Source organism: Lysobacter korlensis (genome assembly GCF_042434515.1).
Genome location: NZ_JBHLTG010000018.1, coordinates 33,654 through 49,262, shown reverse-complemented (window position 1 = coordinate 49,262; position 15,609 = coordinate 33,654). Strand labels below are relative to the sequence as shown.

The 15,609-nt window shown below is 65.8% G+C and carries 9 protein-coding genes; 4 read left to right on the top strand and 5 right to left on the bottom strand.

Translation table 11 applies throughout. The annotated features are described in order from the left end of the window. Positions 1-631 precede the first annotated feature (631 nt). The 4 genes from ACFFGH_RS33635 to ACFFGH_RS33620 all read right to left on the bottom strand — a co-directional run bounded on the left by ACFFGH_RS33635 (position 632) and on the right by ACFFGH_RS33620 (position 4,768). A complete protein-coding gene (locus ACFFGH_RS33635) occupies positions 632-826 on the bottom strand; it encodes a hypothetical protein (RefSeq protein ID WP_386677177.1) in 195 nt (64 codons plus the stop codon). 173 nt (positions 827-999) lie between these two features. Continuing rightward, entirely contained in the window at positions 1,000-2,277 is a 1,278-nt protein-coding gene (locus ACFFGH_RS33630; RefSeq protein WP_386677175.1) for a hypothetical protein, read from the bottom strand. Between the two features lie 118 nt (positions 2,278-2,395). After that, entirely contained in the window at positions 2,396-4,234 is a 1,839-nt protein-coding gene (locus ACFFGH_RS33625; RefSeq protein ID WP_386677174.1) for a hypothetical protein, read from the bottom strand. 399 nt (positions 4,235-4,633) lie between these two features. Next, on the bottom strand, positions 4,634-4,768 hold the full coding sequence (locus ACFFGH_RS33620; RefSeq protein ID WP_386677172.1) for a hypothetical protein: 135 nt from the start codon (positions 4,766-4,768) through the stop codon (positions 4,634-4,636). 497 nt (positions 4,769-5,265) lie between these two features. On the opposite strand from ACFFGH_RS33620, the gene ACFFGH_RS33615 reads away from it, so the two are divergent. Both ACFFGH_RS33615 and ACFFGH_RS33610 read left to right on the top strand, forming a co-directional pair. Beyond that, a complete protein-coding gene (locus ACFFGH_RS33615; protein ID WP_386677170.1) occupies positions 5,266-7,941 on the top strand; it encodes a CHAT domain-containing protein in 2,676 nt (891 codons plus the stop codon). After that, positions 7,941-9,026: a ComEC/Rec2 family competence protein gene (locus tag ACFFGH_RS33610; RefSeq protein WP_386677168.1), complete on the top strand. Its 1,086-nt coding sequence runs from the start codon at positions 7,941-7,943 to the stop codon at positions 9,024-9,026. Before ACFFGH_RS33615 ends, ACFFGH_RS33610 begins: the two co-directional genes overlap by 1 nt. A 379-nt stretch (positions 9,027-9,405) precedes the next feature. Here ACFFGH_RS33610 and ACFFGH_RS33605 read toward each other — a convergent pair whose 3' ends face one another. Further along, positions 9,406-10,290 carry a hypothetical protein gene (locus ACFFGH_RS33605; RefSeq protein ID WP_386677166.1) on the bottom strand — a complete coding sequence of 295 codons (885 nt, stop codon included), beginning with the start codon at positions 10,288-10,290 and terminating at the stop codon, positions 9,406-9,408. A 637-nt stretch (positions 10,291-10,927) separates the two neighbouring features. Here ACFFGH_RS33605 and ACFFGH_RS33600 point away from each other — a divergent pair. Both ACFFGH_RS33600 and ACFFGH_RS33595 read left to right on the top strand, forming a co-directional pair. Then, positions 10,928-12,004 (top strand): MBL fold metallo-hydrolase, encoded by a 1,077-nt coding sequence (locus ACFFGH_RS33600; protein WP_386677164.1) that lies wholly within the window; start codon positions 10,928-10,930, stop codon positions 12,002-12,004. After that, positions 12,001-15,609, top strand: a complete 3,609-nt coding sequence (locus ACFFGH_RS33595) for a CHAT domain-containing protein (RefSeq protein ID WP_386677161.1) — start codon at positions 12,001-12,003, stop codon at positions 15,607-15,609. The genes ACFFGH_RS33600 and ACFFGH_RS33595 overlap by 4 nt, the downstream gene beginning before the upstream one ends.

Genomic DNA, 15,609 nt, shown 5'->3' with positions numbered 1-15,609 from the left:
GGTGATGACCAGGCGAGCTTTCGACACCTGCCGAGACTGCCGCGGAGTTTCCTATGTCTTGAGACATGCGTTTCCTATGTCCTGAGACCACACACTGCCCCCGCAACGAAACGAAGGCCCGAAACCGCAAGGTTTCGGGCCTTCATGCTTCGAACGCTGCCCGAGTCTCTGGGTGCCAGAGTTCGGTATACCCATTCGCTCTACCCATACGTCCATCACGCTCGGCATCGAGAGGGATGACCCAGTGTGCTGATCCGTGTTGCGGCGGGCCGATGGCTCCCGCCACTCATCAGGACTGCTCTCAGCCGGTTTGCGTCCAGTGCTGTCGCTCCGACGTTATTGATCTTGGTCGCAGACATGACCAGGCGGCCGCCAATCTCGGCGCCGGACAGCTGTACTTCCCCTCGAACGGAGCATTTTGACAGAACCAGGGGGCCGTCTGTCCTGAGCTGCGCCCCAGAAAACCCGGACGGTAGCAAGCAGCCGTGCCACCAGATGCTGGCGACGTGGGCGGCAGTGAAATCAGGCGCAGAGGTGTCGTCAAGCCAGCAGTTGAGCAGTTCCAGTTGCGTAGGGATTCGTGCGCCCCAGCCGTCGAATGCCCCGGTAATCCGAAAATTCTCGAGCCGGACTAGCCGGAGAGAGTCGTCGGGACTGGGTGGTCGAGTGGTGGAATCGGCCCACTTCCCTCGAGCAATTGAATCAAGGCTTCAGCTCGCACGACGTTCACGGTCTTCTGCCACGCGGGATCCAATTCAGTGACGCTAGCGAGCTGCGGTTGAGCAGGAAAAGTCACATGATGCTGTTTATAGGCGAGCATCACCATGGCGCGCTCCAGCGGAGTCAGCTCCTTGAATGAAAGTAACGTCACTGTTCACCACTTTTCTGAGTGACAATCACCGCGCGCGAACGTCGCAGATCACTGCTCCAGACCGGCGGCTTCCGGGCCGCCTACACCCCCAGCCTGCGATGAGCCGATTTCGCCGGCATTCCGGCGCCCTACTCGGGGGGAGCGGGCAGAACGAATCCAGGAAGGACAGCGGGGTCGGGCAAGCCAACAGCGGTCTCTATGTAATGCCTCCGTCGACCCAGCCACAGCGCCATTTCGTTCCCCGCGCGCGGTACATGTCGCCGGCCTGCGCGGGCGGCTGCGACCTGGTTGTCGGTCAGAACCTTGTCGAACGCCGATGCGCTCCGACCGTGATATTCGTTCGTCAGCAACTCAGGATTCAAGCGAATGTCATACCCGTGTGCCTGTGCGACATCGGCGTGCGATGCCATAATGCCGGCGATCGATTCGATGGCCCCCCCGGGTGTGGCGAGCGCACGCCTCCTGTCGTCGTCAGTGCGAACCGGTACGTAGCCGCGTTGTTCTGCCTCCCGGATCGCGGCGGCAGACACGTGCACCTTGCCCGGACCAATCGAGCTACCTAAACCGCGCACCCTGGCTGACTCCAAGGCCGGCCGAATGTTCTCCAGGGCCTCCCAGGCGATCGCACCAGCGATGGCCCGGCGGTCCACTCTGAACCTCTTTTCCGCAGCGACGATCGCGGGGAGGTGCTTCCGAAGCCAAGCGACAACTTTCAACTCCGCTAGCGTGCCAGCCAGTACGTCTCTCGGGGTGGGCAGCCCCCAGGCATCTTCCAATTCAAAGCTGATGCGGCCCCGACTGAGCGGTGAGCCACTGGGGCCGAGCGGCGTGTCGCCGTGAAAGGGCACATGTTGGCGCTGCGGCGCGACAACCCCCAGTGCCTGGAGAACAGTGGCGAATGACGGGGTCACCTGCCGCTCGCCCTCGATCTCCTCCACTTCGTTCTCCGTGAACGTGATTACAGAGTATGGACCCGGATTGGGGGTCTGGGTGAGTTGTGGACCCTTGTCGGGTTGGAGAACCACGATGCCTTGATATGGGCTGTGATCCGATCGAGATTCTGCCGGCTCAAGCTCTGACTGACCCGGTGCGATAATCGCATCGTATCCTTGAGAGCGTTGTCCGATGATTGGATCCACTTCCGACTCGTCGAACACGACTACGCTGCCATAGTGGCGCGGGGGCCCCACGAGGGGCTCGACCTCCTCACTCGTGTGAGCCGCCGATCCGGCGTCGTCTCGATCCTCCCACTCGCCTCGGGGATCGAAATCGAGCGCGACGTCGCCGGGTCCTGGGCGGTTACCTACTATCGGTTCCACTTCCGAATCGCTGAACGTGATGATGTCGGTTTGCCTACCCACCACGATCGGATCCGCTTCGGACTCGCTGAAAACTACCTCGTCCATTTCTCTGCCACTGCTCCTCCGCTAGCGCATGGGGTCGTGGGTCCCGGGCGGACCGGTGAATCCGCCCGGGGCATGGGGTGTTCGGCTGCCGCTCGCGCCGCAGGTTGGGGTCGTCCGCTCACTGCTGGGGCGGGTGTGCGCCATTCGTCAATGCAGAGGTTGAGACCACTTGGATTTCGGGCTCGTCGGGGAAGAGCCGCTCGAAGGCGGTCACCTTCTCGGGGTCCGGCTGGGCCGCCACGAGATCGAGCCTGTCCGTGGTCACCCGCGTGGTCGCCAGGCGGTCGTCGAGGCGTGCCTGGCGGTCCATCAGATCGAGCGCCTGCACCGAGGAGGCGTAGGGGTCAAGCGCGTCCGCTTGGCCGAGCAGGGCTTCAACGACCAGGTTGTCCGTGCGCAGCGTTACGGCGCTCTTGTCCATGATGACTCCGGGAATCGATGGGCTGCCCTCGGCAGGGTCGTGTGATAGCGGCTCCTGCTTGAAGCGCCACCTGACGTCCGGCCCCAGCCATGGGCCCGCCACTAGGCCGTCGTCGTCTAGCTCAGCGTCCTGCCAGTCGTACTTGATTCCCCTCGGATTGCGCCCTACCTGCAGGGTGGTCACCACCTCCGAGAAGGCGTCGAAGCGCTGGGCCGCCAGGGTAAGCAATTGCTGAGCAACCCGGTCGCGCGAGGGCTCCTTGACGTGCTTCTCCAGCAGCCTGCCCAATTCGGGGAGCGGCACTATCTCTGCTGAGCCAGCATTGCCGTTATAGAAGGCGACCTGGATGTCACGCAGGACCACGTACGTGTCGTAGGACTGGTTCAGTTCGCGGAATACGAAGTTGAGCACTCGGCGCAGGTTCGTGTTTGCGATCTCGCGCACGGTAGTGGTCTCCACTCCGGCCGCAGTCTGAGTAGCTGACGTCGACTCCACCGCCTGCCTCCGGCTGTTGTTGACCTGTGAGGCATGCTCGGACGCGGATTGACTGGCTCGGCTGCTGAATCGCTGGCTCGATTCCTGGTGATTGGCTGCAAACCCGGCTGAGACAGAAGCGGACGCCGACACCAGCCCGAAGAAGCTTGCGCCGGCGGAAACGCTCGTTGAAACAGAGACGCCCCATCCGCCGGACTCTTGGGAAGCAGTACCCGACGCGCGTTGAAGGGCGTCGGTGAAGCGGGTTTGAGCCGCAGTGTCCGATGAGTCGAAGATCGAGGTAGCATCTTCGCGCGTCGCAGCCTCCGTGCGCCACGTGTGGACGGTGATCGTCGTCCGTTCACCAGGCAGCAGCGAGAAAGTCTGGAGTGTGCGCCCGAGTCCGTAGTCGCCGAGGAACGAGCGAAGCTCCCAAGTCTCAACGAGGGCCAAGCGCGGGTAGATCGGTGCTACGGGATTGATGGGGACGTGCCGAATACTGTTGCCGATCCCCGGGAGCGGAAGAATGAGCTTGGGTAATGCGTCCTCTACCAACGTCTCGACTTGGAACTTCGCCAGGCGGTCGATGTAGGAGTCAATGCGCAGGCGCTGCACCTCGACATCTTCCGGCTCCGCCATGACCGCGCGACGGTCGCGCAGTGCAAACCGCACGCGGTCTAAGTCTTGAGGCGGCAGGGGTTGCGGATTCAGTTCCGACAGAAGCGGCTGGACATCGGCACCCACCTCCGCCACCAGCCGCAAGGAAGGACGCGCGGGCGCAGGCAGCGCTTGCCGAATGAACTTCGCCAAGCGCCCGGCGTCGATGCCCGTCAGAACACCCTGGTCTCCCGTCACGACCTTCAGCTTGAGCAGGGAGTCACCGATTTTGAAGGCCTGCTCCACGAAGTCAGAGCGGTCGATTTCCAGCGGAACTACGCGTTGCCAGGAGTACGCGCCCGGCAGGGGCACGTTGTAGTTGATCTTCGCCGCCTTGCCGGCGTCGCCGCCGCCGAAGGCTGCGACATCAGCGACGACGGGGGTACTCAGGTCAGGAGTAGGCATGACAAAGCTCCGCTCACAGTAGTTCCGATGGCGAGAGACACCGGCGGTCAAAGGAACAGGACGACCCCCCTCGCTTGGACGCCTCAGGTGCCTCACGGTAGACAGCTCCGTACATGCCCACCAGGGCCCATGGTCCTGTTCGGACGTTCCCCACCGGTCCCGGTATTACCCAGCGTTGCCTGGGCTGTCAGCGTGGGTCACCGTTCGCGCGATCACGGCCATCGGGCCTCGCCCCTCGGCTACCCCGACGCCGACCTGTTCTGGGCAGCGAAGCGATGAGTGCAGTCCTGAGAGCCGACCCCGGCTGGTCGGCGGAAGATCGCAGCCGCTTGGCTTGGACCGAGGCCCACGCCATAGCGCCGTTCGACTAGCCGACACACCTGCGCCCTGCAGCGTCATTCAGTGGCGAAACACGCCATCGAGGATTTCCGCAGTCACCGGTTCGACCCGTCCTGCGCTGACCACATAGCTCGAGCGGGTGACCTGTTCGTTGGCATGGCCGAGCAGGCGGCAGGCGAGGATGATGCCTGCCACTTGCTCCAGGAGGTAGCGGTCGTCCGCCGAAGAGGTGCGTGGTGCACTCAACGTCGATGCCGAGTTCTGTGAGGTAGGCGCGGTTGTCGTCGACGAAAGAGCGGAGCAAGCGCCCGTAGTTGCTCACGCTTAGAGCCGCCCTACTTGGGCGGGGGGAGGTACGCCTCCGGCCGACTCTTAATTAGCGGCAGCGGTAAACGCTTGTGTCTGACCCGACGACCAGGCGCCTCGGTACGAGTCATGGAACGTGAACCAAGTGGCACCAATCTAAACCCGTGCTTCGATGCGGCGCACGCCGTCGACGAACAGCACCACACTCGGCCGGGGCAGGGCCGTTGCGGTCGATGGCGCGTCGGCTGGTGACTGGTCATCTGACGCGGAGGCCGGCGAAGTTGGGGGGCCGTTCGACCCTATTGTCGCTGGGAATGGCCACCTACCGTACCCTCGATGGCCTTGTGGCCTGTTGAGCGATGGCACCAACCCGCGGGAGGGGTGGAATGGTGATTCCCCAAAGCCATGGCCTCGGGAGCACGCGTGCTGCACTGGCGGCTGGGATCGTCACGGACCTCATACCCCCCGGTGTCCGCCGTGACTCCGACTACGTCACTGGGGTGCTGGTTGAATCACTCACCGCTTCCGCCGTGTGGCAGTCGGGCCACATCCCGCAGGAGCTGCGCGGCGAGAAGGCGTACGGCGCCCCGCTTCCACGATGGCGCTCGGGCGCGCTCAAAGCGGCCCAAGTCGACACATTCGACGCCGCGTGGCAGAACGCATTGCCGCAACGGGGCAAGGGGATGGGGGACTACCTACGGCTGCGCGTGAACAGCCCCGAGGACGCCCGACTCCTGCGGGATTCCGGCGAGATCGACGGCATGACGATCGTGCCGTCGCTCGACTCGCGAGGCGACTTGCGGCAATTCGAGTGGCGTTGGCCCTTGCGGGTCGGTGTCGTACCCGCGCCGTCCGCCGACGATTGGCTCATGGACGTGCGGAACTCGACGCACCTGGACATGGTCTTCGACGCGGAGCTATGGAGTCCAGCAAACGAGTACGACATCGTCATCGTGGATGCCCACGTGCTGTCGACTCTATCCTCGGAGTGGACCAGCCTGCTCAGCGAAGTGGCCTGTGTCATCGTCGCAGGGGACACCGGGGTCGAACAGGTGCTGCGCGAGCTCGATAGTCGCATCAAGCCGTCCATCGCCGTGGCATTCCGTGGGACCCCCGCCGCGTGGTGGAGACCCTTCTTCCACGAGCTATGCCACGACCTGCCGGTCGACGTGGCGGTCGAGCTCGTCGCTCGCCAGGGCATCGACGGGATGATGGCAGGCCCGGAGTGGGGACTCGACATCACGGCTTCTGCGCACTGGTTCGCATCCGTCGCGCCCGAACTTCCAGCGCTGGAACCTGTGTTGTTGGACGATTCCCCTTGGCGGTGGTCGTCAGAGGGCGAGAACACGACGGAAGCCGTTCAACGGGTGCGCCAGGCCGAGTACACCGGCGCCGAACTACGGGTCCTCATTCCCGAACGCGTCGGCCGACTGATATCAGGCCCCGGTCCGCACTACCTCGACGAGCACTTGCCCGCACGTCAGCCTGCGCAAGGGCGCCGACTGGTGGCGCGAGTGTACGACGGCGAGTCTGTCGTCCAGACAGTCCTGCCGCCGAATCGCGACCTTCAGTTGGCGGTGTGCATCGCAATCCCGGAAAAGGGCGACATTGCTGCTGACGAGGTGATGCCCATGCCTTCCGAGGCCCCCGGCCCCACGGTGCCGCTCAAGGTGAGCGTGTGCAGTGACGTGTGGGCGGTGCAACCACAACCGCAGATGATCTCCGTGCGCAAGGACAGGAAGTCCGAGCCCAGTTCTTGGGCGGTGTTTCCCCTCACCACTCCCGATGCCGGCAAGCTGGTGAGCGTCGAGATCGTGGTGCTTTACCAGGACAAGCCGCTTCAAGCGGCGATCTACGAGTCCCCAATCCGAGCCTTTGGGCTACCGGGCGAGCGGCCGACTCTGAGGACATTCGAGCTTTCCGGCCCCGACGAGCCTACCGATGACCTCAAGCAGGTTGACGTCACGCTCAACGGCCGCGGTGCCGAACTGCGTCGCCTGGACGGACAGGAGGGTGGGATTGTCCTCATCACCGACGTGCAGCGCATGCTCGACAAGATCGAGGAGCGCGTTTCGAAGGTTCTCGGAGTACCCGGCGCACCGGACTCGTTTGAAGACTCGAAGGCCTTCACACTGCTGGTCGATCTGGCCCGACTAGGATCCGAACTCGCCAGGCTTCTGGAGCCTCTCAACCTTGATGACGCGAAGAGCATCAACGTGAGTGTGGGTGTTGACACCCCCGTTCTCCCACTCGAACTGGCGTACGCGGCACCACCGCCCGACCGGAATCGCGCCAAACTGTGCCAGCACGTGACGAAGTCCGACCCTCCGTCGCTCGGGCAGGCATGCGACAGAGCCGACACGAGGACCGTCTGCCCGTACGCATTCTGGGGACTCCACCGCTCGATCGCCAGGACCGTCTGGTCGGGCCCACCGCGGCGGCGTTCCCGCTCGGCGGTGCCCTTCGTTCCGGCTCCGGGGTTCTCAATCCTCTATGCCGCCACGGTCGTCGCCGACGACGGAGCCGTGGACCCGAAGCCGAGCGACAGCGTTCTCGCCGCCGCAAGAAATGCGTTCTCCCTCGTCACCCGGGTCACCAGTTGGACCGCATGGCGCAAGGCGGTGAGGATCGGCCGACCAAACCTACTCGTGGTGTTGGGCCACACTACGGTTGGCATGGAGACGAGGCTTTACATCGGAAGGAACTCGGCCGTCTCTAGGGTGGATATCTCCGCGGCCCTCCTGCGGTCGGCTGACAGCCCGAAACCGCTAGTGCTGCTGATCGCGTGCTCAACGGCTTCGATCGGAGATCCGTTCGGCACTCTTCCTGGGGCGCTCACCGCAGCAGGCGCCGGGGCGGTGGTGGGTACGCTTTCGAAGATCGTAGGCCCTCAAGGGGCTGCCGCGACGATGCACCTACTCACTTCGCTGCACGACGCAGTCGGCGAGGAGAGCGTGGGCGACGCAGTAGCCCGGGCGCGCTATTCGCTCGTCAACGAGAAATGTCCAATCGGCCTCCTCCTCGTCTCCCACGGTGAGCTGGACACGAAGGCCGGCTACTGATGTTCGCGGTGGAGATGCTGCCGGCGGGTCATGGCGACGCGTTGGTTGTCGAGTATGGCGCGGAGGCGGATCCACACCAGCTGCTTATCGACGCTGGGACCTATCACGCCTGGGAGGGCGTGCAGGCACAGTTGATGCGAAGGCGAAGGGACAAGTACGAGGTTTTTGTCGTTACCCATGTCGATGAGGACCACATCGGCGGCGCCATCTCGCTGCTCGACGACGGCAACCTCAACCAGCGCATTGACCAGGTCTGGTTCAACGGGTACGTCCACTGCACGTCAGGCGGCAACGTGCTCGGGCCGCTGAACGGCGAGCAGCTCACGTATCGCATCGCCAGGGGTGGGTTCCATTGGAACGAGGGGTTCATGCCGCGGAAGTCCGTCGACGTGGGGGGTCCGGTCGTCGTACCGAGCGCGGGTGATCTCCCCTCCTTCGACCTACCGGGGGGCGCGACGGTGGTCCTGCTGTCTCCCACCGGTCCAAAGCTGAGGGCAATGGCAAAAAAGTGGGTCAAGGTCGTGAAGGAGGCTGGCCTTGGCGACGCCGGACACACGTCAATACCGACGCCGCGAGACCGCACGTTCGACCCGTTGCCCGATGCGCTCGACTTCGACGCGATCGCGAAGCTGGCGGCGAAGCGCGCATCTGACAGATCTCCGGCCAACGCAACCTCCATCGCGTTCGTGCTCGAGTACGACGGGAAGCGGGTGCTTTTCGCCGCCGACGCCTACGCGAGCATCCTGACCGACAGCATGAGGAGATATGCCGAGCGTGTTGGCGAAGCCCGCCCGCGGATCGATCTGGTCAAACTCGCCCACCACGGGAGTAACGCCAACATCTCCCTGGAACTGCTCGGGCTCATCGACTGCCGTCGGTGGCTGGTGTCGACAAACGGCGACAACTTCGCCCACCCGGACGATGCGGCGATCGCCAAGGTGATCGTCTCGGCCGGGGCGCCGGTGACGTTCTACTGCAACTACCGCACCGCACGCACGATCCCTTGGGAAGAGCGCGGCCAAGCTGTGGGGGCTGCGTTCCTGTTCCCAAAGGCGCGACAGCGTTCCATGCGCGTCACGGTCTGAACGTGCCTTGCGCAGTTTGGCATCTCTTCGCCTGAGCCGCTAGGAGCGGCTGCACCATTGCCGAGTGCCGGAAGGGTAGGCCGGGTGCCACACAACAGGACGAGGATGAGGGGAGGCCCTCACGTCGACACCTCGCAGCGCACTTCGAGTTGACCCTCCACGCCGGCGGGGAGCGTCATGACGGCGGGGCCAGGTTCTTGTCGACGTTTCGGTGCACCCGGTCGGCGACGTCGCGGCCAATGGGCCCTCCTGCTACCCCAAGGCGGCCGTCGGCCTCGCGGAGGAGGTTCAGCCTCGTGGCTGTTGCCCACCCGTCGCGCGATCGAATCTCGTTATGGTCCCGTTCTATATCGGTTCCGCATTGGATTTCCGCAGGCCTTTAAACGGTGCCTCTTCCGCTCAGTGAAGCCGTCGCCGTTTCGTCACCGATCGTGGCTGTAAGTTCGCCATCGTAGGATTTCGCCTCCGTGGGCATGAACCTGATCCGCACGGAGGCGCGACCGCCAAGCGGAGCCAACTGTCCCGTTGGGGCGGGCCCCACCACCTCGAATGGAGGGGCAGTTGCGAGGGAAGTCGCAGCCAGTGTCAGTTCTTGACTGCTGCCATTGACGAGTGCAATCTCAGCTTCTCCGGGGTCTCCCCCAATTGCGACCGCGCCGAATTTGACGCGTGCAGGATCGAAGGATAGGCCGACGGTGGTGTCGCCAGTGCCCTCCGCAGACGTGTTCCCGGGACCCAAAAGTACGTCGGTGACGCGGCTGATTAATTGCGCGAAGACGTCCTGCTTGTAGCCAACGACGAAGGCTACAACGAAAAGGGTGGCGCTTCCTCTGGCTGAGGTGTCGATGTTCGCATCGCTTGCCGGGTCGACCGTTTCCAGAAAGAGGACCACAATCAGGGCCGCGACGCTTCCGTAGATCGCTCCGATCGGTAATCGTACGAGGTACCAAGCGTTGAAGCGCTTGGACTGTGTCGATGGGCCTGCCGGGCCGAAGTTACGCCAGTAGGAGGAAAGACCCACAATCGCCTTCGTGACTCCGCCCAGCGCGCCTCCCCATGGGACGACGATGGGTAAGACGCCGGCTATGGCGAGAGGCAGGACGGCTCGATCTATTCCGCGTGCGAGGTAGGCGAGGAACAAGATGATCAACGCCACCAGCTCGAGGAGCAGTATCGAGAGAATAAAGCCAGGACGCCAACTCACGACGCTCCAGCGTGAGTACTCCCGCGGTGCCTTCTTGTCGGGGATGTCGGCTCGGCTCATCATGGCGCCAGCGTCTCGCTTTCGCGGTCAGTCCGAGCAGGGCAGGTGCCGGTGCCAGGCCATAAACGCACGCAAGGCGACCCTGTATGCGCCAGGCTCGTCATTCAACCTTGAACGTTGAGACATGACCCTCTTTGAAGGGACAAGCTACCCGTCACCCAGGCGTATCCTGCGGTCGGCGACTCACTTTTAGGGCACCTGTCACCCGCCGTTCGCGCACGCATCACTCCGCTCTGCACCTCGGATACGGGCACCAACAGATTGGGCTCCGACGCTGCCAGACCAAAGACCCTAGACGGAACCGCCGACCGAGTGTTTGCCTGAAGTTACGAGGGGTTCCAAGTGAGGGGGACCGCGATGGCAGAAGTACTGCGAAGCGTGCGCCAGTCCTAGCCAGGACTTCGAAAGCTGCGACTCCGTTCGAGGTGCGTGATTGTTCCTCATGCGCGTACGCCGAAGGGGACGGACGACCTGACCGACGATGTTTCACCTTGTTCAACGGCCGCTGGTGTTCATAGGTTGATCGCCACATTTGGAGTTCGTGTTGGGTACAGCGATCCGCATCGAGGCCTTGCCGGCGCGGCTGGGCGACTGTCTTCTTGTGGAGTGTCTCCGCGACGGCGATCGCCCATGGCGCATGCTGATCGACGGCGGACCACCCGACACATGGCCCACCCTGCGCGCCCGCTTGGAGCGGCTTGACGACCCGTATATCGATGTCGCCGCAGTCACACACATTGACAGCGACCACATCGGCGGGTTTCTCCCATTCGTCCGGAGCCCCTTCGCACATCAGGTGGGCGACTTCTGGTTCAACGCCCGCCCCCACCTGCCTGGCGGTCTCGACGGCACGCGCAGCATCCCCCAAGGCGAGAGCCTGGCGACGGAGCTGTCGGCCCTCGCGCCGCCCGAGAAACCCGCGACGCCCGACACCGTGCAGGGCGAAACCTTAGCCGGCCGCGATAGCGGGGCCAGCGCCTCCACTGACGAGGACTGCGGCGCACCGCTGCCGTGGAACGTGGCGTTCGGGGGTGGTCCGATCGAGTCCGGCGAGGCGGGGGGCTTCCGTGAGGTGCCGATTTCCGGCGCGCCGCGGATCACCGTCCTGTCGCCCACGACCAAGCGCCTCCAGATCCTCGGCGCGAAGTGGCATGAGGCGGTCTCGGAGGGCCGGCGCGGCGAAGAGGGCGAGACGGACACGGCCGATGTGCCGCCCCCGCTGGGAGACCTCGTCGCGATGGCGAACGAGACTTCCCCAAGGGATGCCTCGGCACCCAATGGCAGCAGTATCGCGCTACTCGTCGAGCACCGTGGCGCGAGCGCGCTGCTGTCTGGCGACGCGTTCGGCAACGTTCTCGGTGCTGCGCTCGCAGGTCTTGCGAAGGCCCGTGGCGCTGCGGCGATCGAGCTGGGCGCCTTAAAGCTTCCGCATCACGGCAGCCGCGGCAACGTTCTGCGGGCGATGCTCAAGCTGGCGCCTGCGCGCCACTACATCGTGTCGACGAACGGTGACACGTTCCATCATCCGGACGACGCGGCCATCGCGCGGACGGTCCTCGCCGGCGCCGAGTCGCCGACGATCTCGTTCAATTACCGCACGCCGCGTGCCGAGCGGTGGAACGCTCCAGAGCTCCGCGCGCAGTACGGGTTTGCGGTGCGCTTTCCGGGCGACCCTACGCCGGGCATTGCCGTCGAGCTGGAGGAACATCCGTGACCCTGCATGCCATCACCCTGACGACTCTCATCTCGGAGGACCTCCGCGGCGTGCCGGGGCCAGCGCTCGAGAACGCGCTGGCGAAGATGGCTGCAGAACCGGAAGATCAGCAGGCACATCTCGACGCGTGCCTGGCGGCCTTGCTGGCAGGCGAAGCCAAGCGCGCCCTCGGGCTGCTGAGCCGATCGCAGCAGAACCCCCGGGTGACGGCTGCGTTGACCGCCTGGGCGAGGCTGCTCGACGGCAACCGCTACCCCGGCGGGATCGGTGGGGAGACTGCGGGCACCGTGGACGCCGCTGTCACGCCAGCCCCCGGCCCGCCGCTGGAGACACTGCTCGAGCACATTGCGGCCTACGGACCGCCCGGACTGGCGACAGTCCGCACGTTGCTGGAGTTGGCTCTCCGTGCCGGCAATCTCGGCGGGGTGCAGCAAGCCGTCGCAACGGGGATCAACGGCTTGCAGCAGCTTGGGAACACCGCCGCGGGAGTGGGATTCCCTGCGATCGGGCAGTGGGCGACGCTCGCCGGTGCCGACCTCCTGCGCCGCGCTGGCATGCCCGACTGGCAGTCGTGGATGCAGCAGGCGCGTGCGATGGCGGCAGAGCCGGCGCAGCTCGCCCTGACGTTCCTGGTGGAGGGTGACTGGCGCGCGGCCCCCGGCTCGTCGCCTGAGGCTATGGGGCTGGACCTGGCGGCCATGACCCGGCCTAGCCCCCTCGGCATACGAGATCTCGCGGCGGCGGGGGAGCTCTGGGCGAACGCCGCCGCGCTCGTCGCCGCGCCCGGGACGGCTGCCCCGGCACTCACGGCGTCGCTGGCGCTGCGCCGAGCCCTCCTGTCCCGAGCTGCCGGCGACGCCGAAGCCCGGCGCTCGGCGCTGGACGATGCCACGGAGGGGTACCGTCTCGCGGGTGACAGCGCCGGCGTGCAGCTCGCCACCATCCATCGGGTGGTCGCCGACATCGATGACGGGCGGCTCGGCTCCCTCGCATTGGAGCTCGGCGGCGGCTGGCGGCCTCCTGAACGCGGCCCGGTCTCGGATGTGGTCGTCTGGGCAGAGACGGTCGGCAGCCGCAGTTGGTGTGTTGGGCTCAGCCGCCTGCTCGAACGAGTCGGCGGCGCCTGGACCAGTGCCGGCAGCGCCCACCGTGCGCGCATCGCCTACCTGGCGGCGCTCGGGCTGGCGTCGGTGGATCGGTCGTTCCCCTCCCGCACACTCGTTACCGCCGTCGCGGATGCCGATTCGAGATCCAACCTCGCAACCAACGCCCTGCTGCGGCTCGAACGCGGCCTGGGCGATCTGTTCGGCGACCCGAACGACCCGGATCCATTCGCATTCGCTCAGCGGCTGGAGGCGTCGTACGTCATGATCGGTGCCCTCAGAGCACGCTCGCGCGGCGCCGGCGCCGGCCTGGCGGCCGACCGGTTCGACAAGCTGCGCGCGCAACTTGCCACTGCGATCGAAACGGCGCGCGCCGAACTGCCGGCCCGTGAGGTGGATCTGCCGCAGACATTAGCCGAGCTGCAGGCCGCCATCGCGGCGAAGGGGGTAGGCGACTCCCTGGAGGAGCAGTCAGCCGCCTCGGAGCAGGGATTCCAGCTCATGCGGCAGATGCAGCTCGGCGGCGCGCTGGATCAGTTGGACTCCATCGATGTGCTGGGACCGATCTGCCGAGCCTCCGCCGCCCGCCAGGCAGGGCGCGACGACGAGGCCATGCTTTGGAACGACGCGGCGGTGGATGCAGCCCGGAAGACGGGCATCGCCGGCTACCTGCTGCCGCTCGCGCTGATCGAAGCTCAGCGTCTCGAGGATGCCCGGGTAGCACTCGCTGTCGCTCGTGCATCGGGGACCGTGCCCGACGAGTTCGCGCTCCTTCTCGCGCTGCGCGCGGAGGATCAGGATGCCGCGACCGCGGCGTTGGACGCGCTCGTGGGCGCGGGCACGCCGCCGGAGGGATGGTCGGACCTCCTGGCCGAGGCCGAGGTCGAATTGCGCGCAGGCGACCACGACCGTGCGCGCTCGACGATCGAGGCGGCGATCACCGATCTCGAGGGGTCGGTGAGCCTCCTGCTGCGCGACCCGGAGCGGATCGACGCGTGCGACCGGCCGGATGTCGCGGCCCTGTACAGCACACTCGCGCTGGCGCTGCTGGCGGGCGGCGGGCCCGATGCGGCGGAGGCGTCCATCAATGCCGCCGAGCGCTTGCTGCACTTGACGGCCGCCGACACAGTGAGTGGGGCAGCAGCCGACGGAGGTCGGGCCTGGCGGCTGGCGGCGGCCTCGTACTCGGCCGTTGCCAACGGGATCCTTGCTGTGCTCCCGAACGCCACAGCATCGGAGGCTGAGCAGCGTTTCGCGCTGCTCGACGCGGTCGACCACGACCTCGCGGCGGCCGAGCTCGCCCTCGACGCGGCAAACCCCGGCATCCTGCTGCGTCGCGCGGCCCCCGTGCTCCCATCGTCGATTGCCGAGGTGCGTGCGCGGATGCCGAAGGAGGCGCTGCTGCTGGACTACCTCGCGGTGGGCGACGATCTGCTCGCGTGGGCGGTCACGCGCGACGATGTTCGGCCGCATCACAGCCGGATCCGCACCCGGGATCTGACCTCGCTCGTGCGAGCGTTCCACAGCGGGTGCAGCGCCGGCCGCGCGCCTGACACCAGACTCGCCGAACTGCTGCTCACGCCGTTCGCTGACTTGCTGCGCACCCGGAGTCGCGTAGTCGTCGTTCCTTTCGGTCCGTTGACGCTCGTGCCGTTTCACGCGTTGCAACTGGATGGCACCCCACTCGGGCTCACCCACACCCTCTCCTACGCGGCGAGGGCGGCGACAGCCTTCGCCGCCGGGTTCGATCAGCCCGCGCGGCGAACCCGCCCACTCGTGGTTGGCGATCCCGCCTTCGATCCCGCCGCCCGGCCGGGGTTGAAGCCGTTGCCCGGGTCGCTTGCCGAAGCCCGAGCCGTGGCTCAGGTGTTGGGCGCGGCCGACCCACTCGTGGGAACCAGTGCAACCGAGGCAGCAGTGGGCGCCCTGCTCGGCGGCGCGGATCTTGTCCACATCTCAAGCCATGGTCATCTCGAGGAACTGTCGCCGTTCGCCTCGTCGCTGGTGCTCGCGCGATCCGACGAGCTCACGGTCGCGGATTTCGCGGGCATGCGACTCGAGACCGACCTGGCCGTGCTGACAGGTTGCGACACCGGGCGTGGCGCGGCGACGCTCGGGGGGGATCTCGTGGGTCTCACCCGTGCGTTGCTGCGATCGGGCGTGCGCCGGGCCATCGTGTCTATGTGGCCCGTCGACGACGTGGTCGCCCCGGTTCTGGTGCGGGCGTTCTACGACGCACTGGTCGCCGACATCCCGCCCGCTGAAGCTCTCGCGACGGCACAGCGAAGCCTTGCTGCCTTATCAGCCGATGATCTGCGGGCAGCATACGAGGCGCTCGGCGGCGATCCCGCGGCGGCGCGGGGGGTGCGGCGCGGAGTGCCAGCACTCGATGCGGAACTCGACGCGCACATGGATCCGGAGCTCAGAGATGACGAGGAGGTGCCGAAGCCTCTCGGCGGCGACGCCGCGAGGTACTGGGCGCCATTCATTCTTGTGACCTGA

Excerpts from the sequence above, each read along its gene's own strand:
- ACFFGH_RS33605 (WP_386677166.1), bottom strand. The coding sequence starts at position 10,290 with ATGAGCCGAGCCGACATCCCCGACAAGAAGGCACCGCGGGAGTACTCA.
- ACFFGH_RS33630 (WP_386677175.1), bottom strand. The coding sequence starts at position 2,277 with ATGGACGAGGTAGTTTTCAGCGAGTCCGAAGCGGATCCGATCGTGGTG.
- ACFFGH_RS33600 (WP_386677164.1), top strand. The coding sequence starts at position 10,928 with ATGCTGATCGACGGCGGACCACCCGACACATGGCCCACCCTGCGCGCC.
- ACFFGH_RS33625 (WP_386677174.1), bottom strand. The coding sequence starts at position 4,234 with ATGCCTACTCCTGACCTGAGTACCCCCGTCGTCGCTGATGTCGCAGCC.
- ACFFGH_RS33615 (WP_386677170.1), top strand. The coding sequence starts at position 5,266 with ATGGTGATTCCCCAAAGCCATGGCCTCGGGAGCACGCGTGCTGCACTG.
- ACFFGH_RS33610 (WP_386677168.1), top strand. The coding sequence starts at position 7,941 with ATGTTCGCGGTGGAGATGCTGCCGGCGGGTCATGGCGACGCGTTGGTT.
- ACFFGH_RS33635 (WP_386677177.1), bottom strand. The coding sequence starts at position 826 with ATGGTGATGCTCGCCTATAAACAGCATCATGTGACTTTTCCTGCTCAA.